The organism is Emticicia sp. CRIBPO (assembly GCF_009905725.1).
GTDB lineage: Bacteria > Bacteroidota > Bacteroidia > Cytophagales > Spirosomataceae > Leadbetterella.
The window spans coordinates 267,281-288,845 of sequence record NZ_JAAAKV010000001.1 but is presented as its reverse complement, the minus strand read 5'-3'; the positions used below and the strand labels follow the sequence as shown (position 1 = coordinate 288,845).

At 42.7% G+C, this 21,565-nt stretch carries 20 protein-coding genes; 12 read left to right on the top strand and 8 right to left on the bottom strand.

What is annotated here, in order from left to right; translation table 11 throughout:
- Window positions 1-61: 61 nt before the first annotated feature.
- A complete protein-coding gene (dacB, locus tag GVN16_RS01265) occupies window positions 62-1,483 on the bottom strand; it encodes a D-alanyl-D-alanine carboxypeptidase/D-alanyl-D-alanine-endopeptidase (protein WP_166562018.1) in 1,422 nt (473 codons plus the stop codon).
- Between the two features lie 93 nt (window positions 1,484-1,576).
- Between dacB and GVN16_RS01260 the strand changes: the two genes are divergently transcribed.
- From GVN16_RS01260 to GVN16_RS01235, 6 genes are read left to right on the top strand one after another with little or no spacing between them, the layout of a single operon-like run.
- Window positions 1,577-3,001, top strand: coding sequence for an MBL fold metallo-hydrolase RNA specificity domain-containing protein (locus GVN16_RS01260; RefSeq protein ID WP_166562017.1), 1,425 nt, complete (start codon window positions 1,577-1,579; stop codon window positions 2,999-3,001).
- A gap of 10 nt (window positions 3,002-3,011) precedes the next feature.
- Window positions 3,012-3,965, top strand: a complete 954-nt coding sequence (locus tag GVN16_RS01255; RefSeq protein WP_166562016.1) for an acetyl-CoA carboxylase carboxyltransferase subunit alpha — start codon at window positions 3,012-3,014, stop codon at window positions 3,963-3,965.
- Window positions 3,966-3,986: 21 nt separating this feature from the next.
- Window positions 3,987-4,616 carry an HAD family phosphatase gene (locus GVN16_RS01250; protein ID WP_166562015.1) on the top strand — a complete coding sequence of 210 codons (630 nt, stop codon included), beginning with the start codon at window positions 3,987-3,989 and terminating at the stop codon, window positions 4,614-4,616.
- The gene (locus GVN16_RS01245) at window positions 4,616-5,755 is read left to right on the top strand and encodes a site-2 protease family protein (protein ID WP_166562014.1); all 1,140 of its coding nucleotides are present in this window, start codon (window positions 4,616-4,618) and stop codon (window positions 5,753-5,755) included. Before GVN16_RS01250 ends, GVN16_RS01245 begins: the two co-directional genes overlap by 1 nt.
- A 19-nt stretch (window positions 5,756-5,774) precedes the next feature.
- Window positions 5,775-6,323: a 1-acyl-sn-glycerol-3-phosphate acyltransferase gene (locus GVN16_RS01240; protein ID WP_229243992.1), complete on the top strand. Its 549-nt coding sequence runs from the start codon at window positions 5,775-5,777 to the stop codon at window positions 6,321-6,323.
- Between the two features lie 8 nt (window positions 6,324-6,331).
- A complete protein-coding gene (locus GVN16_RS01235; RefSeq protein ID WP_166562012.1) occupies window positions 6,332-7,501 on the top strand; it encodes a PLP-dependent aspartate aminotransferase family protein in 1,170 nt (389 codons plus the stop codon).
- A 45-nt stretch (window positions 7,502-7,546) separates the two neighbouring features.
- Here the strand turns inward: GVN16_RS01235 and GVN16_RS01230 are convergent, their stop codons facing one another.
- Complete coding sequence (locus GVN16_RS01230; protein ID WP_166562011.1) at window positions 7,547-7,837, bottom strand: hypothetical protein; 291 nt, start codon at window positions 7,835-7,837, stop codon at window positions 7,547-7,549.
- Between the two features lie 307 nt (window positions 7,838-8,144).
- Entirely contained in the window at window positions 8,145-8,801 is a 657-nt protein-coding gene (locus tag GVN16_RS01225) for a DUF2461 domain-containing protein (protein ID WP_166562010.1), read from the bottom strand.
- A gap of 150 nt (window positions 8,802-8,951) precedes the next feature.
- Between GVN16_RS01225 and trpS the strand changes: the two genes are divergently transcribed.
- The 3 genes from trpS to GVN16_RS01210 are packed head-to-tail and all read left to right on the top strand — an operon-like array spanning window position 8,952 to window position 10,939.
- A complete protein-coding gene (gene trpS, locus GVN16_RS01220; protein WP_166562009.1) occupies window positions 8,952-9,929 on the top strand; it encodes a tryptophan--tRNA ligase in 978 nt (325 codons plus the stop codon).
- A 16-nt stretch (window positions 9,930-9,945) separates the two neighbouring features.
- Window positions 9,946-10,503 (top strand): phosphatase PAP2 family protein, encoded by a 558-nt coding sequence (locus GVN16_RS01215; RefSeq protein WP_166562008.1) that lies wholly within the window; start codon window positions 9,946-9,948, stop codon window positions 10,501-10,503.
- A 10-nt stretch (window positions 10,504-10,513) separates the two neighbouring features.
- Window positions 10,514-10,939 (top strand): DUF2147 domain-containing protein, encoded by a 426-nt coding sequence (locus GVN16_RS01210; RefSeq protein ID WP_229243990.1) that lies wholly within the window; start codon window positions 10,514-10,516, stop codon window positions 10,937-10,939.
- A gap of 44 nt (window positions 10,940-10,983) precedes the next feature.
- Here the strand turns inward: GVN16_RS01210 and GVN16_RS01205 are convergent, their stop codons facing one another.
- From GVN16_RS01205 to GVN16_RS01185, 5 genes are all read right to left on the bottom strand, one after another.
- On the bottom strand, window positions 10,984-11,715 hold the full coding sequence (locus GVN16_RS01205) for a hypothetical protein (protein WP_166562007.1): 732 nt from the start codon (window positions 11,713-11,715) through the stop codon (window positions 10,984-10,986).
- Between the two features lie 214 nt (window positions 11,716-11,929).
- Window positions 11,930-12,490: a DinB family protein gene (locus GVN16_RS01200; RefSeq protein WP_166562006.1), complete on the bottom strand. Its 561-nt coding sequence runs from the start codon at window positions 12,488-12,490 to the stop codon at window positions 11,930-11,932.
- Between the two features lie 34 nt (window positions 12,491-12,524).
- Window positions 12,525-12,989, bottom strand: a complete 465-nt coding sequence (locus GVN16_RS01195) for a DinB family protein (protein WP_166562005.1) — start codon at window positions 12,987-12,989, stop codon at window positions 12,525-12,527.
- Between the two features lie 298 nt (window positions 12,990-13,287).
- Complete coding sequence (locus GVN16_RS01190; protein WP_229243989.1) at window positions 13,288-14,643, bottom strand: MFS transporter; 1,356 nt, start codon at window positions 14,641-14,643, stop codon at window positions 13,288-13,290.
- 46 nt (window positions 14,644-14,689) lie between these two features.
- Window positions 14,690-16,495, bottom strand: coding sequence for an alpha-amylase family protein (locus GVN16_RS01185; protein WP_166562004.1), 1,806 nt, complete (start codon window positions 16,493-16,495; stop codon window positions 14,690-14,692).
- Between the two features lie 101 nt (window positions 16,496-16,596).
- Between GVN16_RS01185 and GVN16_RS01180 the strand changes: the two genes are divergently transcribed.
- From GVN16_RS01180 to GVN16_RS01170, 3 genes are read left to right on the top strand one after another with little or no spacing between them, the layout of a single operon-like run.
- Window positions 16,597-18,477: a glycoside hydrolase family 13 protein gene (locus GVN16_RS01180; protein WP_166562003.1), complete on the top strand. Its 1,881-nt coding sequence runs from the start codon at window positions 16,597-16,599 to the stop codon at window positions 18,475-18,477.
- Window positions 18,478-18,479: 2 nt separating this feature from the next.
- The gene (gene pgmB, locus GVN16_RS01175; protein WP_166562002.1) at window positions 18,480-19,130 is read left to right on the top strand and encodes a beta-phosphoglucomutase; all 651 of its coding nucleotides are present in this window, start codon (window positions 18,480-18,482) and stop codon (window positions 19,128-19,130) included.
- A gap of 35 nt (window positions 19,131-19,165) precedes the next feature.
- On the top strand, window positions 19,166-21,487 hold the full coding sequence (locus GVN16_RS01170; RefSeq protein WP_166562001.1) for a glycoside hydrolase family 65 protein: 2,322 nt from the start codon (window positions 19,166-19,168) through the stop codon (window positions 21,485-21,487).
- Window positions 21,488-21,565 lie beyond the last annotated feature (78 nt).

Here is a 21,565-nt window from a genome sequence, read left to right as displayed (position 1 = left end):
TTGCATAAGAAGAACGGTTAATTGTTTTTGGGGCACGTAATCAACCGCTAATTAAAGAATATTATTGATTTAAATCAATTAAGTTGACTAAAATATTTTCAAGAAATGCTTTTACTTCGCCCTCTTTGTTTGATGGATATCTCGAAATGTTAAACATAAAACAGAATAAATTGCCCTCTTTATTGTTGAAATATCCGGCGTAAGTTCTTGTTTTTGAGATACTTCCGCTTTTTGCATGTACGAGGCCCCCTGTTTTTTTCTTCTTGTCGAGCATGGCTACAGTCCCATGTTTGCCGACTACCGGTACAGCCCGGAAAAATACAGGAAAATTGGGCTGTGAGCCTATATACTGGAGGATAGCCGTCATTTTATCTGACGAAATGAAGTTATTGGGAGATAAACCACTGCCGTCCTCGAGTTCAAAATTGCTGAGATCGACCCCTTTCATCAGCCAGAAATCTTTGAGGAGTTTTTCGTAATTTTCAAAGGTCGGAGCCACTCCTGAGGCTCTGCAGACCGCTTTTGCGAGAGCGTCGGCATAAATATTGATGCTGTAAAAATTACATTCGGCGATCAAATCCCTGAGCGGAACGGAGTTTACAGTCGCTATGATTTTACGCTCACTCAGGACCAGGTTCATGGTTTTGTCTTCCACTAAAATACTTCTTTCCAGGAGGGCGTTCCTGAATAATTTCTGAAGCAGATCCGGCGGGTTCGGGATTGACCCCTTGACCGGGAACGCAGGACTGCCGACGGGGATGGTACCTTTCAGTAATATAGTATTGGAAAGGGGAGAGGTGAATATCCTCACCTGGTCACCCGTGCCTCTTTCGGCTGACTTTACCTGGTTGATGATTTTCCAGTCTTTGTCAAATGGCTTGAAATTGATGATCTCGACCGGCTCACCGGTTTTGATGCCCGATTTAAAGAAAACGGTAAAATAATTTTCGTTGAGGTTGACATTCAGCGGAATGGCCCCGTAATAATTACCCATGTCTCCCCAGAGCCAGTTGTCGGGGATGTCATAAGTCTCGAATTCACTTTCAGGAACGATGATTTTCCCTTCTATTTTGTGAATGCCCATTTTTTTCAATTGCCAGCTCCATTCGTTCAGCAGGGTGTCAATGGGCCTGCTGTTTCGCGGAGAACCGAATGTGGGGTCGCCGTTACCTGTAATGATCACATTTCCTCTTAAGGTGTTGTTGATCACCGGGCCGTCGATCTGGAGATGGGTCTGGAATGTGAAGTTTTCGCCAAGAGACATCAGGGCGGTGGATGTTGTGATCAGCTTCTGGGTGGATGCAGGCGAAATCGCCAGCCCCTGGTTATATTCAAGGAAAACCCGATTGTCTGTTATGTTCCTGATACTGGCTGAAACCGTCAGCTGATTGCTGCCGGTACTCTCCTGAAAATCGGCTAATTGTTTCAGTAAATTGTCTTTATAACTGAGGAATTGTAAAATAACGAAACAAAAGATTTTCATCAGGTTTTCTCTATTTTAAATGTTCGGGAAACAGAATGTATTATCTTTGCAATCTTTGCAAAATTAAATCATACTCAAATTTAGTAATTTTTAATGAGGTTAACATTCTATGGTGCAGTAAGGAAAGTGACGGGGAGTAAGTTTCTGTTGGAACTGGATGATGAATACCGAATATTAATTGACTGTGGGACTGATCTGGATACTAAAAGTGACCAGAATAATGAAAATGAAAACTATTTCGGAAATTTTCCTTTTGACGCTTCTTTAATAAATCTTGTTTTACTCACACACGCTCACATTGATCATTCAGGACAAATACCTAATTTATATGTAGAAGGCTTTGAAGGCCAGGTTTTATGTACAAGCCCGACGCTGGATCTTACAGAGCTGTTATTATACGATGCGGCTTCGCTGAATCAGAACAAGCTGAAGAAACTGGAGAAAATTAAAAACCGTTCAAAGAAATTCAGGGCGATTGACTCCAAAGGCCTGTTTTTGAGCCGCCAGGTAAAGGAAGCCATCGGGAATTTTGTGCCGATCGCCTTCAACAACCGCTTCAGATTTAAAGAGAATGGTTATGTTACTTTTATTCCGGCAGGCCACCTGCTGGGTGCCGCTCATTTGCTGATTGAGGTTATGGACGGCGGAGTGATGAAAAAGATATGTTTTTCAGGTGACATCGGACGGGAGAATTATCCGCTGCTGGTAGACCCTCAGAAAATCCCTCAGGTCGATTACCTGGTCATGGAGTCCACCTACGGACGCAGGGGGCACTATAATCAGGAAAATCCGGAAGATTTACTGGAAGAAATTATCAGGGAAGCCTGTATCGATATCCCCGGAAGGCTCATTATACCGGCTTTCAGTGTGGGACGGACGCAAGCCATGCTGTATACGCTCAACAGGCTTTATGCTAAAAATGTGATCAAACCGATCAAGGTTTTTACGGACAGTCCGCTGGCCAAAGCCAGTACAAAAGTGTACGAAAAATATTCAAAGAGCCTGAATACTGCCGCCCGGGAATTTAAAGAAGACAACGATCTGCTTTTTGATTTCGAAAATTTAATATATTTGGAGTCTGATAAGGCCAGCCGTGAGATTTCGAACCATGGCGAGCCATGTGTAATTATTTCTTCATCCGGGATGATTCAGGGAGGAAGAATTGAACATCACATCGAAAAGAATATTGAAAATCCTTATGCCACCATTCTTTTGATTGGTTATGCCACTGAGGGTTCAATAGGGGCCAAACTGGCTTCGGGGGAGATCAAAGAGCTGACGATCAATGGCAAAAAGCTGGAAGTAAGGGCCAGAATCAGGAGGATTGATGTTTTCAGTGGTCACGGAGATATCCATGATTTGCTGAGATTTATCAGTTCCCAGGAGGTTTCAATGCTTAAAAATGTATTTTTGGTACACGGAGACTTTGATTCTATGGTCAGTTTTAAAGAGGTGCTTAACCAAAAGGGATTTGACAATGTGCTGATCCCGGAACTTAATCAATCATACGAAATTTAATTTTTTTTTAATGAGAACTTTGCTGGAATTTGAAAAACCAATCGCCGAACTGGAAGCGAAACTGGAGGATATGAAAAAATTGGCTGAAGAGAACAACGTGGATGTGAGTTCAGCTGTAAGAAATTTAACAGAGAGTATTGAAACATTGAGAAAAGAAACTTTTGAAAACCTTACCAGATGGCAAAGGGTTCAGCTTTCAAGGCATCCGGACAGACCTTACACACTTGATTACATTGAAAAGATCTGTTCGGAATTTCATGAATTGCATGGAGACAGGACGGTTAAAGACGATCCGGCCATTGTGGCAGGTATGGCTGACATCGACGGTAAAGCCGTGATGATCATTGGTCAGCAGAAAGGCCGGAAAACCAAAGAAAGACAATTCCGTAATTTCGGGATGCCTAATCCGGAAGGTTACAGAAAAGCCTTGAGGTTGATGAAAATGGCTGAGAAATTCAATGTGCCTATCGTTACCCTGATCGATACTCCGGGTGCTTTTCCGGGGCTGGAAGCTGAGGAAAGAGGACAGGGAGAGGCCATTGCCCGTAACATCAAGGAAATGATGACCCTTAAAGTGCCTGTTATCTGTATCATCATCGGCGAAGGAGCCTCTGGTGGTGCCTTGGGCATTGCGATCGGCGACAGGGTATTGATGCTTGAAAACTCATGGTATTCGGTAATTTCCCCAGAAAACTGCTCGACCATCCTGTGGCGTACCTGGGAGTTTAAAGAGCAGGCGGCTGAAGCGTTGAAACTGACGGCTACCGATATGAAAGGCAATGGTCTGGTAGATGACATCATCAGTGAGCCTAAAGGCGGTGCCCACCTGGACTATGATCAGATGTCCCTGACTTTAAAAAAGACCATTTTGTCTGAAATTAAGAAACTTGAAAAAATGTCTGCCCAGGACAGAATCAACAAAAGAATTGACAAATTCTGTTCAATGGGTGTGGTTGTAGAGTAATTCACACTTAATATTTACTTGATGAAAAAGAATTACAAAGCAGTCATTTTTGATTTTGGAAACGTAATTATCAACATCGATCTTAATCTGACTTACGAGGCTTTCGGTAAGCTTTGTTTTAAAAGCCCGGAAAGAATAAAGCAGATTTTTGATGAGAATGATATTTTTAAGCGATATGAACTCGGACTTTTTGAAGATGACGAGTTTCGCGAGATTGTCAGACAATCTATCGGTTTTCCATTAAATGACGCTGAAATTGACCAGGCCTGGAATGCTTTGTTACTGGACATTCCACTTGAAAGAATAGAATTGTTAAGAAATCTGAGAGAAAGGGTGCCGGTTTACCTGTTGAGCAATACCAGCTCTATTCATATCCAGGCCTGCGAAAAGTATTTCCAGAAAGAGTTCGGGATTTCAGGACTGGATGAGCTTTTTACGGAATCTTTCCTTTCCTATAAAATGGGGCTGTGGAAACCTGATCATCAGATTTATCTTAAAGTACTCGAAGAAATAGGTTTGAAACCCGAAGAAGTTTTGTTTCTGGATGATAACCCTCATAATGTTGAGTCAGCGGCCGAACTTGGAATTAACGTCATAAAAGTTGACCCGCCAAAGGGAGCCACTGCCTATATCAATTACCTTGAATTTTAATGAATAAACCCCGGAGAATAATTTATATACAGCTTAGTTTGTTCATTATTACGCTGATTACCACCACCCTTGCCGGTGCGGAATGGACCTTCGGGAAATCTTTCTTTTTTCACTCCGGTGAAATGGGCTGGAACGAGTTCAAAAAAGGGTTTTTATTTTCAATCCCTTTTCTGGGCTTCCTGACCACCCATGAGTTCGGTCACTACTTTATGGCCAAATACCGGAAAATTAAGGTGACTTTACCTTATTATATCCCTATATGGCTGGTGATATTTACAACCATCGGTACCATGGGGGCTTTCATCAGGATCAAGGAAAAAGTCAGGACCAAAAACGATTACTTTGACATCGGCATTGCCGGTCCGCTGGCGGGTTTTGTGGTTACGGTGGCTATTCTGATCTATGGTTTTGCCAATTTACCGACGGATGAGTATGTTTTCAGCATCCACCCGGAATATTTCCAGCACGGAGCAGATTACCGGGCTTACCTGGAAAACAGGACAGACGCAGGAGAGGCCGTGGTGATCGGAAAGAGTATTCTTTTCCAATTCCTGGAAAGTACTTTTGCCGACCCTTCACGTATTCCCCATGATTTTGAGCTGACTCATTACCCTTTTCTGCTGGCCGGGTTTCTGGGTTTGTTTTTTACGGCCCTTAATCTCATTCCCATCGGACAGCTGGACGGAGGGCATATTCTTTTCGGGTTGATCGGTAAAAAAGCTTTCGACATTGTATCTCCTGTCTTTTTAGTCATCCTGGTGACTTTCTCAGGACTGGGAATGTTCAGGATATCTGACTTCGGATATGGAGCCACTGAAGAGGCCGGGACACAATTGCTCTATTTTTTACTGTTTGTGTATTTCAATTATCTTTGCTTTTCGAGGATTTCCGAAAAAAGGATGACGAACTGGGCCCTGGCTCTCGCTGTGGTGCTGTTTCAGCTCCTTTTGACACACTGGTATCCTCAGGTAATGGGTTATTCCGGTTTTCTGGCTTTCGGGTTTCTGATCGGCAGAGTGCTTGGTGTATATCATCCCCCGACTGAAGACGTAAGGCCGTTGGGTTGGGTCAGGGTCGTGCTGGGATGGTTAACTTTAGGGGTTTTTATTCTTTGTTTTTCGCCTTACCCGATCAATTGAAATGAATGCCATTTTCAAAATGTTTTTTTATCTTTTCGGCTGGAAAATAGCCGGCAGGATTCCCTATGAAGTTAAAAAAGGGGTTTTTGCCGTTTGTCCGCACAACACCTGGAAAGACTTCTTTCTGGGTATCGGCGTGAGGGCCGCTTTGAAATTAAACATAGGATATTTTGGTAAAGAAGAACTTTTTAAGCCGCCGTTCGGCTTTATATTCAGGTGGTTAGGCGGGACACCTACGGTCAGAAACAAGAATACCAACCTGGTGGCCAGCCATGTGGAAGCAATTAATAAAGCAGAAGATAAATTATTCGCCCTCGCTCCTGAAGGCACCCGGAAGAATGTCTCAAAACTGAAGACCGGGTTCTATTACATGGCTCACGGGGCAGGCATACCCATTATCATGGTGGGTTTTGATTTTGAAAGCAAAGAGGTGAAACTGGCTGAACCATTTTACCCCTCAGGCGATTATAAAGAAGACATGAAGAAATATTTCGTGCCGTTTTTTGAGAACATCGGAGGTTTTCAGAAAGACTGGATTAAAAATTATAAAAATAATATATTCGAATAGTTGATTTGATGAAGAAGCAGACAAAGTTAATCAGGATTCAAACCGAAAAATCGGGTTTCAGGGAGCATTCGACTCCCTTGTATTTGACCAGTAGTTTTTGTTTTGAAGACGCTGAAATGGGTAAGGATCTTTTTGACAATACCCTGGAAGGAAATATTTATTCGAGATTCTCAAATCCGACGGTACAGGAGTTTGTAGATAAAGTGTGTATGCTCGAAGATTGTGAAGATGGTATTGCTACAGCCACAGGTATGGCGGCTGTTTTTGCTGCTTTTGGCGGACTATTGCAGAGCGGAGATCACATTGTGTCTTCCAAGGCTTTATTTGGCTCGGCACATCAGATCATTACACAGATTTTACCTAAATGGGGTATTACGCATACTTATCTGAATGCTGATGCTACTGAGCAGGAGTGGGAGAGTGCCATTCAGCCTGCTACAAAGATGATTTACCTGGAAACTCCTTCCAATCCGGGTCTGGAGCTGGTGGATATGGAAATGATCGGCAGACTGGCTAAAAAGCACGAGCTGATCTATTGCGTGGACAATTGCTTTGCCACACCGGTGATTCAGAATCCGGTGGAATACGGTGCCAATCTGATCATTCACTCGGCCACCAAGTTTATGGACGGACAAGGCCGTGTTTTGGGTGGGGTCATTTGCGGAACCAAAGAGATGATTGAACCACTTCGTTTCTTCTGTCGCCAGACCGGCCCTTCAATGTCCGCCTTTAATGCCTGGATATTGACGAAAAGCCTGGAGACGCTGACACTGAGAATGGAAAAACACTGCAGCAATGCCCTGAAAGTGGCAGAAGCTCTTGAAAAAATAGAAGGTGTAAACTCTGTTAAATATCCTTTCCTCAAATCACATCCCCAGTATGACCTGGCGGTGAAGCAGATGAGTTCAGGCGGGGCATTGGTAACCTTTGACCTGGAAGGTGGTTTTGAAAGGGTGGTCCGTTTTACGAAATTACTGACTATTCCTTCACTGACGTCTAATCTTGGTGACAGCCGTACGACGCTGACCAATCCTAATACGACGACGCATGCCAAAGTACCTGCAGACCTTAAAAAGGAACTGGGGATTACGGAAGGCCTGATGAGGCTTTCGGTGGGACTTGAAGATCCCGATGATCTGATTGAAGATTTTATTCAGGCAATACAGAATTCAAAATAAAAAAGGGGCTTTAAGCCCCTTTTTTATTGTATATATAACTGTATATCAGAATAATCTGTAGATCGCAGAGAAGATCGCCACAACAGCCGAAGCTATCATCGGCACTCTTCTTGTTTTGTAAGAATTGAAATTGTAAAGTTTCAGGTACTCAACCCTCACCCATAAAGAAACACCCAGCAACAATAAAAGAGTAGCGTTGGCAAAACTTGTTGTTTGCGGAGTATATGTTGTCGGATTGAAGTACAACATAATATTAATGAAAACTAAAAGTATTCCGAAAAAACTAAGGATTTTGAATAACCAATTGTAAGTCTCTTTGTCGATATTGTTTCTCATAATTAATTGATGTTTTGTTGAAACAAAGTTAATACAAAAGTTTTGCTATTTCCAAATTTTCGAAAGTATATTTTGTTTAAATGTTTAATAAAAGAATATAATTCTGATAATAAATTTAAATAGTTAATTAAATAATAAGAATAGTGCAATTTATTTTTAACTATTTCCGGAAAATGCGTTTAAAAATCTGTTATTGTTGAATAATATTTTATAATATTTTGAAAAACAGGTTTAAAATTATCAGATTTAATAAATTTTGACCTTTTTGATAAATGGAGAATTTTATTTGGTTTGGTTCTTCTGCCTTTTATTCGAAAACCTCATTCACATAATCCAGGTAGGGTTTCAGGTAAGTGCAGGCTTTTACTACCTGTGCCCGGAAGTCTTTGTTCAGGATTTCTCTGGCGGTAAACTCTTTCGTGTAGAAAATCTCCTTGAATTTAAGAAGTTCGATATCCGGGTGATCTGCCGGGTAGTTTTTAGGCGTTGTCTTTAGTTTCTCTCCATGCGGTTCACCGAAATATTCGAGGAAAGTCTTATCATAAATGATCGATTTCAATACTTCCGGATTATAGTCAATCTCCTGCCTGAACCTTGCCAGGTTCTGAGGCGAAGGCTGCCAGATACCGCCTCCGATAAATGCCCGGTCGGACTCCATCTGGAAATAGAAGTCTATTTTACCCGAATTACGGCCGTTAGGTCCGAAAGCCGCCGAGAAATGATTTTTGTAAGGGCTTTTATCCTTGGAAAAGCGGATGTCCCGGTTGATCCTGAATATACAGTCTTTAATGGAAGTGTTGAGTAAACTAGGTTGCAAAACCTTCAGGTCGGAGAGCAGTTCGTCGCAAAATTCGACAAAATTGGTCCGGCTTTCATCATAGCGGTTTCTGTTTTCTGCAAACCATTCTCTGTGGTTGTTTTCTTTAAGATCTTTTAAAAAGATTAATGTACTTTCGTTGATCATTTTATTTACCTGATTGGGATTTTTAATTAATTCATTTTATGCTCAAAAATAACTTTATCTGCTTAAAAAAAAGTATATTATTCCATTAAGGCAAAAAGTTCTTATATTTTTGTGAAAAAATAAGTAATATCTAATAGTCAAGTAAAAGTAATGGCAAGAATTCTTACAGGAGTACAAGCTAGCGGCAGACCACATTTAGGAAATATTCTTGGGGCGATTCATCCGGCAGTTCAACTATCTCAAAATCCAGAAAACGAATCATTTTTATTCATAGCGGACCTGCATTCCATGACCAGTATCAAGGATTCGGCTACGCTGATAGACAATACCAAAGCAGTGGCCAGTTCGTGGCTGGCGTTTGGTTTTGATGCAGAGAAAAATTACTTCTACAGACAATCAAGGCTGGCAGGTTATCATACTGAGTTAATGTGGTATCTCAGCTGTCTGACCCCTTATCCGATGCTGGCGAATGCCCACTCGTTCAAGGACAAGTCAGATAAGTTGTCGGATGTCAACGCGGGCTTGTTTACATATCCTGTGCTTCAGGCGGCTGATATCATTTTATACCAGGCCAATTTTGTGCCTGTCGGAAAAGACCAGAAACAGCACCTGGAAATGTCAAAAGACATGGCAGAAGTGTTTAACCGCACCTATGGTGAGGTATTTACCCTTCCGGAGCCGATGATCGATGAAAATTCGATGGTTATTCCGGGTATTGACGGCAATAAAATGAGCAAGTCGTATCATAATTTTATTGATGTCTTTTTGCCGGAAAACGAGTTGTATAAAGTGGTGAAGAAAATCGTAACGGATGCTACGCCTCTTGAAGAACCGAAAGATCCCGATACCTGCATTGTCTATAAGTTGTTTGCCCTTGTAGCAGATGAAGCTTCTGTAAGCACGATGAGAAATAACTTCCTGAACGGCGGTTATGGCTACGGACATGCCAAAAAAGAGCTGTTTGAAGTCCTTTGGAAGAAATATGAAAAAGAACGTGAGTTGTTTAATTTTTATATGAGCAACAATGAAGCCCTGGAAGCCAAACTGAAAATGGGAGAGGCCCGGGCTGAACTCATAGCCAGAGAGACCATCACTGAAGTAAGAAACAAGCTGGGATTCATCAGCTGATTAAATAGCCGGGAAATTGATAGAACATTTAAATAACGCGGAGTACGACTGGTTTTTATGGTTGAATGGCCATCATTCTCCCTTCTTTGATGTGCTGATGCACTGGATCAGTTACAAGTTTACCTGGATTCCGCTTTATTTGTTTCTCATTGTTCTGATATTCAGAACATTCCCTAAAAAGCAGGCTTTTCAGCAAATCCTGTTTCTCCTGATTGTGGTGGGATGTTCTGACTACCTGGCCTCGGGTATCATCAAGCCTTTTTTCCAGAGACCCCGGCCGTGCCATGACCCGGTTATCGGTTCGCTGGTTCATATAGTAGACGGCTGCGGCGGAATGTACGGTTTCGTGTCTTCTCATGCGTCCACTTCTTTCGGACTGGCGTGTGGCATCATCTTTGTATTCGGATGGCTGCATCCTGTCTCCAAATTCATGCTGATATGGGCAATAATTGTATCTTACAGCCGTATTTATCTTGGCGTTCACTATTTCAGCGATATATTTCTGGGGGGACTAGTGGGTGTCTTTTTTGCTTTTCTGTTTCAACTCTTACGAACAAGAATTATTAAAACCTAAAATTTTTACTATGAAGAAAAATGTTTTTTTAATGCTCTTTTTCTTTGCGGCATTCGCCGCCAGGGCCCAGGACATTACCAAAGGCACCTGGTATAATGAAGAAAAGAGTGCCAAAGTGCAGTTTTATAAGCAAGGAGATAAGTTATTCGGCAAGATTGTATGGCTTGATGATCCCAATAAAAACGGGAAACCCCGCACCGACGAATTTAATCCCGACCCGAAAAAGAAGGAGCTTCCGCTCATGGGACTTATCTTTCTGAAGAATTTCAAGGCAGACGGAGCTAAAAAGTGGGAAGACGGTGAAATCTACGACCCGAAAAACGGCAAGACTTATTCCAGTGAAATGACTTTGGTAAGTGCCACCCAGCTCAATGTCAGAGGATATATCGGCATTTCGCTGATAGGCAGAACAACGAAGTTTACAAAAGCGGACTAAATATAAAAACCGGGGATGTTCTCCCCGGTTTTATTTTTCATGTCTTATTTATCCTCTGAATTCCCTTCCATATAAGTTTCTGAGACAGACCCCGCAATTATTTTTGAAGCTACATTTTCGTGAAATTCCGAAATGACTTTCTCGTGGATTTTCGGATAGATCCTGGCATCTCTGAATTTGGATTTACTCCTGTAGAACGTCTCGTGTACAATTTCTGTATATCCGTTTTCCAAAGTCCTCATTTTGATGTACTGACTTCCTGCCGAAGCCCCGTTTTTAAGATAACATATCTGGATGAGCTTCTTTTCAGCATCTATGCCGGTTACTTTGTGGGCCACAGCGAGCTTATAAAGTCCCTTGAACAGCTTCAGCTGAATGAACAGGATCTGGCCCACCTTGAGTCCTTCATAAGGATCGTTGGCATAAATCAGTGGTTTTGACGAGGAGTTGAATAAAGTCCCGAATGACACCATTTTACCACACCAGCTTTGTTTGGGAGAGATGGTGCAATAAGTTTTCCAGACATTTTCAATGCTGTCATGCACATAGAAAGTCTTGGTGTGCCGGCTATAGGTTTCTTTTTCTTCCGTCAGTGTGCAAACCTCCTGCAGGTGCTCAAAATCATAGCTTTGGTGCAGGTCGTTTTTGAGCATCAGGCTCCGGATCTTTTTTTGTTTTATTTTGCCAAACTCGATGTCAGGGCTTACCTGGGCGAATGTGAGGGTGGAAAAAAGGCATAATGAAAGGAGGGAAGGTAATGTTAAGGTTGATTTCACAAGGTTATAAATTAGAGTATATTTAAAATTAGTATATTTATATTTATAAACCAGACTTTCGCGAAAAATTTCAGGAATAGTTTTTAAAGAACGCCGGAATGCTCTTTTTATGCAGTAAAAACGGGGAGAATGTGCAGAAAGAATTTTTAGTGGGGTGTGAGCCGGCAGGAGGGTGTTAAACAAAAAAGCTCCGGATCACTCCGGAGCTTTTTTGTTATATCAGGTTGTCATCAAAATCATCTTCGAAATAGCGGCTTCCTTCAAAGTCGTCATCGTCAAACTTGCCCGATGACTTGGCGGCCAGTTTTTTGAGGATGGCCATCTGGCCCGTGTGATAAAGGTCATGCTGAATGATCCCGTGAATCAGTGTATAATAGTTATACTCACTGCCCGGAACAATTTCATTCAGGAAATCATCATTTTTACTTTCCAGCTCCTTGATGAGTTCGTCATGACTCAGGGTCATTTCCATCATCAGGGTTTCGAGTTCAAAGGCGTCGATTTTATCGAAATTTCCCCAGTTCATTTTTTCATTTTCGATGTTGTACTCTGCATCACCCTGGAACCTCTTCAAAACGAAGATCCTCCAGCTGGTCATGTGATAGATCAACTCTGCGATAGTATGAACGTTACCGGCCTTGAAAGCGGCTTCTTTTACCTTTAATCCTTTGGTTACTTCCAGCACCGACGGCCCGTGCCATGCTCCGCCGTGAAAAGAAGCGTTTAATAATTCTTTGATTCTCAGAACGAGTAAATTGTCTGTTTTATCTGCCATTTGATTTATATTTAGTCAGGAAATTTCACCTTCATTATTCCCACAGAATCCATATCATCCCCAAATGATAGGTGTCATGCTGAATAATACCTGTTAAGAGTTTGTAGTAATCGTAATATTCACCGGGAACCCGTTTTTCGAGCAGCTCATCATCAAAAGTCTCCAGTTTTTCAACCAGCTGATTATGGACACTCTTTAATTCCGCTACCAGGTTTTTCCAGTTGGCTTCTGAGGTTTCGGTTTCTGTACCCCAGTTTTCTTCCTCAGAAGGCAAACTGAAGTGGATATTATCATTCAGTTTTTCGAGGACAAACTTTTTCCAGGACAGGATATGATAAACGTGCTGGGTGATGGTTCGTTTCGAAAAACCGTTGTTGAGATTGACTTTGTCGAGCGGAAGGCTGTTGATGATTTCCATGACGGAAGGCCCGTGCCAGGCATCCCCTCTGAAAACAGTGTCAAGATTGTCGATGATCCTTTCTAGTTCTTTATTATTCATACTTTCAAAATATTCACAAAAATGCTAAAAAACTTAATTTGTTTAGCCATCAAGGCCTTTAAATTTTTAAAAGTATGTTCCGAAAGGGTTAATCTGCAACTGAGATATTGCCGGATGAGACTTCAGTTTTGAAGGAATTTTGAAAACACCGGGATAATACTCAAAGGGGATGGGATAACAGAACAGATATGATCAGACGAATAGAATGAAGATTCATCCGTAACCGGAGGATAATAAAAAAGGATATAACATAAGCAATTACATTATACCCCTCCATATCACTCAGACTTAGTACTTTTCACTTCTCATCATCTTTGTCATCCACAAAAATGACGCTCGCTGCTGCGATAATAAAACAAACCCCGCCAAATACAAGACTGAAGATGGCCTGGTTGTCAAACAGGTGTTTAACCATGAGCCCGCCGATCAGTGCATTGACAATCTGGGGAATGGTGATGAAGAAATTGAAAATACCCATGTAGATCCCTATTTTTCTCGGCGGAATAGAGCCGCCCAGGATGGCATAAGGCATGGCAAGGATACTGGCCCAGGCCATACCGACGCCTACCATTGAAACGATAAGCATCTGGTGATTCTGAACAAAATAAATGGATATCAGGCCTATGGCACCGCAGATCAACGAAAAAGCATGGGTTTGCCTTCTTCCTATTCTTTCGGATATTTTGGGCAACAGGAAGGCGTAAATAGCTGATATGGCGTTGTAAACACCGAAAATAATGCCCACCCAGTTACCGGCTTCGTTGTAAGCCTCTGAACTGGTATCGCTTACCGGTAGCTTGTAAATATGCTGAGCGATGGCCGGCGTCGTGAAAACCCACATGGAAAAGAGGCCGAACCAGGAAAAAAACTGAACAACTCCCAGCTGACGCATGGTTTTGGGCATCGAAATGATGTCTGAAATGATGTTGGTTTTGTGATGTACTTCCGAAGCTTCTTCAAAAGCCAGCAGTTCGTCAGGTGAATATTCCGAAGTTTTCGCTACTGTCCATATAATGGTGGCTACCAGAAAAGCTGCTCCTATAAAAAATGACAGGATAACGTTTAAGGGGACCTGGCCTACGGCTGCATTTTTTTCTATGCCTACCCATTCAGCCAAAACGTAAGGAAGCCAGGAACCGAACACCGAGCCTACCCCGATCAGGACAGTCTGGATGGAAAAGCCTTTGGTCCTTTGAGAAGAATTTAATTTATCAGCCACCAGGGCCCTGAAAGGCTCCATGGCAACATTGAACGAGGCATCCATGATCATCAGAAAACCGGCACCTATCCACAAAGCGGGCAGTATGGAAGTGAAACTTCCGGCATTGGGCATCAGCAATAAGCCGATGGCCGACAAAAGGGCCCCGGCCAGGAAGAAAGGCCTCCGGCGTCCGAGCCTGGTCCAGGTTTTGTCACTGTAGTGTCCGATGATAGGCTGGACAATCATCCCGGTGAGCGGTGCTACGATCCAGAACCATGATAAATGCTCCACGTTGGCACCGAAAGTCTGCAGTATCCGGCTGGCGTTGGCGTTTTGCAGGGCAAAACCCATTTGAATACCCAGAAAACCGAAACTCATGTTCCAGATAGCATAGTTAGACAGGTTGGGCTTTTTGTTGAAGCCCCCGGAATTAAAATTAGAATGGCCAGCCATATTTTTAAGGTTAAAGTTTTGTTGTAAAGACCGGCAGACCGAGTCTTTATTTTATCTCAAATATGAGAAAGGAATCGGGTTTTAAAGTAACTTCAATACCCAGGTCTTTTCCGGTAAGGTCGGTCACTTCACTGATGTTCACTTTTCTCTGATCTTTTTTGTCAAATACGTTTTTCAACTGTATGTTTTTTGCTTCACCGAACTGTGTCTTTAAAACACCGGCAGGGAGCTTCACATGCGTAGAAATGGTATTATTCAAATCAAAGTTATAAATAAACAACAAAGTTTGGTGATCTGTATGTCTCAGGTAAGAATAAATTCTCGTCTGATCATAGTTTTCCGATTTACCATGATGATTCAGATATTGAAGGTCGTGGAAATGGCCATGGCTAACGGCTTCATTTTCAGTAGCAAAAGTGAGTATCTTTTTGTAAAAATCCCTGATTTCTTTTTGGTGGGGGCTTAAGGTTTTTTCTGAGAATTTCCCCTCATTGATCCAGCTTTGCATTTCTGTGATGCCCCAGTAGTCGAAAATGGTGGTCCGGCCGTCTTCTCCCTGAAATCCTTCGGCTTTGACAGGGTTGACACCCAGTTCCTGACCTGAATAAACCATCACAGGCCCGGTATGAAGTGTCGCCGAAAGCATCATGGACGTAAAGGCACTTTCCGGCCTTTTTCCGAAATATTTTGAAGCAATTCTCTGTTCATCGTGGTTTTCAAGGAATCTGAGCATGTGGCTGGAAAATTCCCCCGATTCTTTTTGCCAGACCCGGGTAATGTCTTCAGCATTGCCATGGCCCTCAATCAACCTTCTCAAAGCATCATAAAGGCCGACTTTGTCATATAGATAATCAAAATGTCCCTGGCGGATATAAGAGGCGTACAAATCAGGATTATAGATTTCGGCAATGAATATAATGTCAGGATTGATCTTTTTTACCTGCGGAATAACCCATCCCCAGAATTCAACCGGTACCATTTCGGCCATGTCGCAGCGGAATCCGTTTACCCCTTTTTCAGCCCAGAAAGAAAGGATATCTTTCATCTTGTTCCAGGTGTCGGGTACCGGATCAAAGTTCTTTTTCCGGTTGCTCAGGTAATCTATGCCGTAATTGAGTTTAACGGTTTCAAACCAGTCGTTGATCGTCGGTCTGGCACTGAAAACATCATTTCCGGTGGCTTTGGCCGGAAACTCCTCATACTTTTTGTCAAATTTTACGGGAGGGTTTACTTCTTCCGGAACTGCAAATGCCTGCCCGGGTATATAATAGAAGTTGTTCTGGTTTGAGAAAACGACATTTTTGTCGTCCGTTTCACCGAAATCCTTAACACCGGCCGGTTTTTTATCGGAAGCATACTGTCTGGCCACATGGTTGGGCACGAAATCAATGATGACCTCAAGGCCCGCCTGATGAGAGCGTTCAAGGAGTGCCTCAAACTCTTCCATTCTTTTGCTGACGTCTATGGCGAGGTCAGGGTTGACATCATAATAATCTTTTATGGCATACGGCGATCCCGCAATGCCTTTGACCACCTGTGGATGATCTTTAAGAATGCCATAGGCTGAGAAATCGGTCATGGTAGCATGTTCGATTACCCCGGTATACCATATGTGCGTAATGCCCAGTTTCCTGATAGAGTTCAGGGCATTTTTATTGATGTCATTGAATTTGCCTACCCCATTCTGTTCTCTGGTGCCATTGAAGGTGTTGGTGGTGTTCTGATTGCCGAATAAGCGGGTAAATACCTGGTAAACCGCTATCTTGTCTGTTTTTTTTTTCTTGTCCGTTTGAGCGAGGGCCATGTTCTTAAATACTAATAGGGCAATAATAATGGATAAAATTGATTTCATTCTAAGTTAAAGTAAAGTTTTCAAAGGTAATTAGGTTTTTTTTATGATAAAACACTCTTATTGCTTTATTTTGTACAACTGTAATACTTTAACAATATAAAATGAAATGTAAACTATCAGCCGGAACAGTGGTGTTTTGGTGGCTTTGTTGTAGTTTAACCGCTGGTGCCCAAATCCCCGAAATCAAAAGAATTGACCCATCCAACTGGTGGGTAGGGATGAAAAACCCTGAGGTGCAGTTACTTGTCTACGGACGGGACATTTCAGCTTCTAAAGTGGCTCTCAGGAAATATCCGGGAGTAAAACTGAAAAAAACACAGGAGACAGAAAATCCCAATTACCTTTTCCTGGACATTGAAATTTCAAAAACTGCCAGACCCGGAAAAATCACTTTCGTTTTTGAGAATGCTTCAGGAAATGTTGAAAAAACATATGAGTTGAAAGCCAGAACGGGTTTTCAGCCTGCCGGAGTGGACGCCAGAGATTTTATTTACCTGCTTTTACCGGATCGTTTTTCGAACGGTGACCCTTCCAATGATAAATTCAGTGACATGGCCGATACCCAGATGGACAGGAGAAATCCATGGTCAAGGCATGGGGGAGACCTTCAGGGCGTGATCAATCACCTGGATTATTTCACGGAGCTGGGGGCCACAGCCCTCTGGCTTAATCCGGTCATAGAAAACAACCAGCCGCTGACCAATGAAGGTGGGCAGATGAGGAGTGCTTATCATGGTTACGGTTTTACGGACCATTATGCCGTAGATAAACGCCTGGGTGGAAATGAAGCTTATAAAAAACTGATTGATGAAGCCCACAAAAAGGGCCTCAAGATTGTGCAGGATGCGGTTTACAATCATGTAGGGGTTAATCACTGGTTTATCAATGACCTGCCAATGGCCAGCTGGCTTAACCGCTGGGATAATTATACCAACACCAGTTATAAAGACCAGGCTTTGCTGGATCCGCATGCGTCGGCTTATGACCGCAAAGTAGCCAGAGATGGGTGGTTTGTGCCTTTTCTGCCTGATCTGAATCATGCCAATCCGTTTGTAGCCAACTACCTTATTCAGCATGCCCTCTGGACCGTTGAATATTTTGGTATAGACGCCTGGCGTATCGATACTTATTTTTATAACGATATGGAATTCATGAATCGCTGCAATCAGGCACTGCTGGATGAATATCCTAAAATTCATATATTCGGAGAGTCTTGGGTGAATTCTGTGGCTAACCAGGCTTATTTTACAAAGAACAACATCAACGTACCTTTTAAATGCAATCTGCCCGGAACGGTTGATTTTCAGCTGTATTTTGCCATCAATGCCGCTCTGAATGAAAAACCGGGCTGGAATGACGGCGTTCAGAAACTTTACCAGGTGCTTGCACAGGATTATCTTTATCAGCATCCCGAAAAACTTGTGAATTTCCTTGATAACCATGACCTGGACAGATTCTTATCGGTGATCGGAGAAGATGAGAACAAATTCAGGACCGGGCTGATCTGGCTCATGACCCTGAGGGGCATTCCCCAGTTGTATTACGGTACTGAGATCATGATGAAAAATTTCAAGAATCCGAGCGATGCTGAGGTCCGCAGGGACTTTCCGGGTGGCTGGGAGGGTGACGCTGCCAATAAATTTGTGAAGTCGGGCCGGACCGACAAAGAAAATGAAGCTTTCGCATTTGTTAAATTACTGGCTGATTTCAGGAAGAATTCTTCAGCACTGACCACCGGGAAATTCGTCCAGTTTACGCCTTTTGACGATGGTATCTATGCCTATTTCAGGGTCTCTGCCAGTCAGAAAGTCATGGTTATTTCAAATACTTCGGATCAGCTGAAGGAAGTCGGCACTTCCAGATTTGAAGAGATCATTGGTAAGACACCAACGGCACGCAATATCATCAATAATACTACACACGACCAGTTTAGCACATTAAAAATAAAACCAAAGGAAACCTTAGTGTTCGAAATAAAATAAGTATGATTAAAGGATTTTTATTTGATCTTGACGGTGTGATCGTCGACACCGCTGTATTTCACTATAAGGCATGGAAACGCCTCGCCAACGAATTAGGATTTGATATTGATGAAGAATTTAACGAAAGACTGAAAGGCATCAGCCGGATGGATTCCCTGAATGAGGTCCTGCTTCATGGTCAGATTGAGATCACGGAAGAAGAAAAAATCAGGCTGGCTACCCGCAAAAATGAATGGTACCTCGACCTGGTCGAAGACATGACCCCGGATGATGTGTTGCCCTATGTACTGGATTTCCTTGAGCTTTCCAGGGAGGCAGGCATCAAGATAGGTTTGGGCTCTGCCAGCAAAAACGCTCCGAAAATATTAGACAAAACAGGCCTTATTGAATACTTCGACGTCATCATTGACGGTACGAAGGTGTCCAAAAGTAAACCTGACCCTGAAGTGTTCCTGAAGGGGGCACAGGGGCTTCAGCTTGAGGCAGGGGAATGTGTCGTTTTTGAAGATGCCTTTGCCGGAGTTCAGGCGGCGATCGCTGCAGGGATGAAGTCTGTGGGTATCGGCAAAAAAGAAGTTCTTTACAATGCCAGCATGGTCATTCCTGATTTCAAAGGGGTAGATCCTGAAAAACTGGCCCGGAAAATTAAATAGTACGTTGAAATTATAATGTTTATACTCGCTTAATTATGAAAAATTATATCACACATGACGAATGGTGTGTCATCGAAGAGGGCTTTCATCCTGAATATAACGAAATAACAGAGAGTTTGATGAGTCTCGGCAACGGCCGGATGGGACAGAGGGGAAATTTCGAAGAAAGGTATTCAGGACATTCGTTGCAGGGTAACTATGTAGCAGGGGTCTGGTTTCCGGACAAAACCCGGGTGGGTTGGTGGAAAAACGGTTATCCGAATTATTTTGCTAAAGTCATTAACGCCTGTAACTGGATCGGGATCCATGTGGAAATAGACGGCGAAGCGGTTGATTTGGCCGAAAGTAACATCCTTGGTTTCAAAAGGGTGTTGAACATGAAAGACGGAACGCTCTGGCGTTCTTCTGAAATTGAACTGAAAAGCGGCAAAAGGCTGAAAATCGAATCTTACCGTTTTTGTAATATGGCTTTTGACGAATCAGGAGCCATTAAGTATGCCATTACACCGCTGAATTTCAGCGGAGAAATTGTCATTAACCCGTTTCTTGACGGTGACGTGAGCAACAGGGACTCCAATCACGGCGAGAAATTCTGGAATGAAGTAGAGAAGGAAACAGCCCATGGAGAAGGTTACCTGACGCTTGAGACCCGGAAATCTGCCTGGGATACGGTGCCTGTTTTCCAGGTTTGCTCGGGTATGAAGTTCGAAATTTACCAGGATGGTAAGGCTTTTGATTTTAAATCCCTGCCCGTTAAATCTGAGAAATTTGTAGGTTCGGAAGTGAAACTGTATGTTTTCGAGGGAGAAGAAACCATTATTTATAAATATGCTGTGAATCTGTCTTCTGAAAACTATAAAACAGAAGAATTGCTGACGGCTTCGAAAGCTTATATTGATAAGATTTTTGACCTTGGTTTTGAAGCTTTGCTGGATGCCCATAAATCGGCCTGGGCTGAGAAATGGAATCAGAACGATATCATCATCAAAGGCGATGTGGCTGCACAGCAGGGTATCAGGTTCAATATTTTCCATCTCGAACAAACTTACACAGGTGAAGATGCCCGTCTGAATATCGGCCCTAAAGGCTTTACAGGAGAAAAATACGGTGGAGTCACTTATTGGGATACCGAGGCATATTGTATTCCTTTCTATTTGTCGACAGCTGATAAGAAGGTAGCGAGAAACCTGCTGGTGTATCGTCATAATCAATTGCAGAAAGCCATTGAAAATGCTGAAAAACTGGGCTTTAGCGGCGGAGCTGCCTTGTATCCCATGGTGACCATGAATGGAGAGGAGTGTCACAATGAATGGGAGATTACCTTTGAGGAAATACACCGTAACGGGGCGATTGCCTACGCCATTTACGACTACATCAATTATACCGGCGATCAGTCTTACCTGGGTGAATACGGACTGGATGTCCTGATTTCTATTTCAAGATTCTGGTCGCAACGTGTCAACTGGTCGACTGATAAACAGAAATATGTGATGCTGGGGGTAACCGGCCCGAATGAGTATGAAAATAACGTCAATAATAACTGGTATACCAATTACCTGGCAGTCTGGACGCTGAAATATACCCTGGAAGCTATTGACCTGGTGAGAAAGGATGAGAACAGGTTTGCTGAGATAGCCTCAGGCCTGGCTTTTGATGTAACTTCAGAGTCTGAAAAATGGCAGCATATCATTGATAATATGTATTTTCCTTATGACGAAGAGCGTCAGGTGTTTCTGCAGCAGGACGGTTTCCTGGATAAAGAATTGCTCACGGTTGATCAGATCACAGAACATCGTCCTATCAACCAGAAATGGTCATGGGACCGCATCCTGAGGTCATGTTTTATCAAGCAGGCGGATGTTTTGCAGGGAATGTACTTTTTTGAAGATGATTTTGACCTGGAGGCACTGAGAAGGAATTTTGATTTTTATGAGCCGATGACTGTTCATGAATCTTCGCTTTCTCCGTGTGTGCACGTGATCCTGGCCAATAAACTGGGCAAGAATGAGAAGGCTTACGAGATGTATGTCAGAACTGCCCGTCTGGACATTGACGATTATAACAATGATACGGAAGACGGTCTTCATATCACGTCTATGGCAGGCACCTGGATGTCTGTCATCAAAGGTTTCGGAGGAATGCGGGTAAAAGGAGGGAAGTTACATTTCAGCCCGGTTTTACCTGAGCAGTGGGAATCGTTTTCATTCAGGATAGGATTCGGAGGATCGCTGATCCAGATCAATATAGAAAAAGAAGCGGTTCTGGTTGAAAACCTGTCGGATAAAGATGTGGTGATCAGGCTTTATGACCAGGACGTGGTGGTTGAGGCCGGAAAGGTGGCAAGACAATCAAAGTAATATCCTGAGAAGATCGATAAATAAAAAAAGGAAGCCAGACGGCTTCCTTTTTTTATTGAAATAATCTCTATTCTGTCA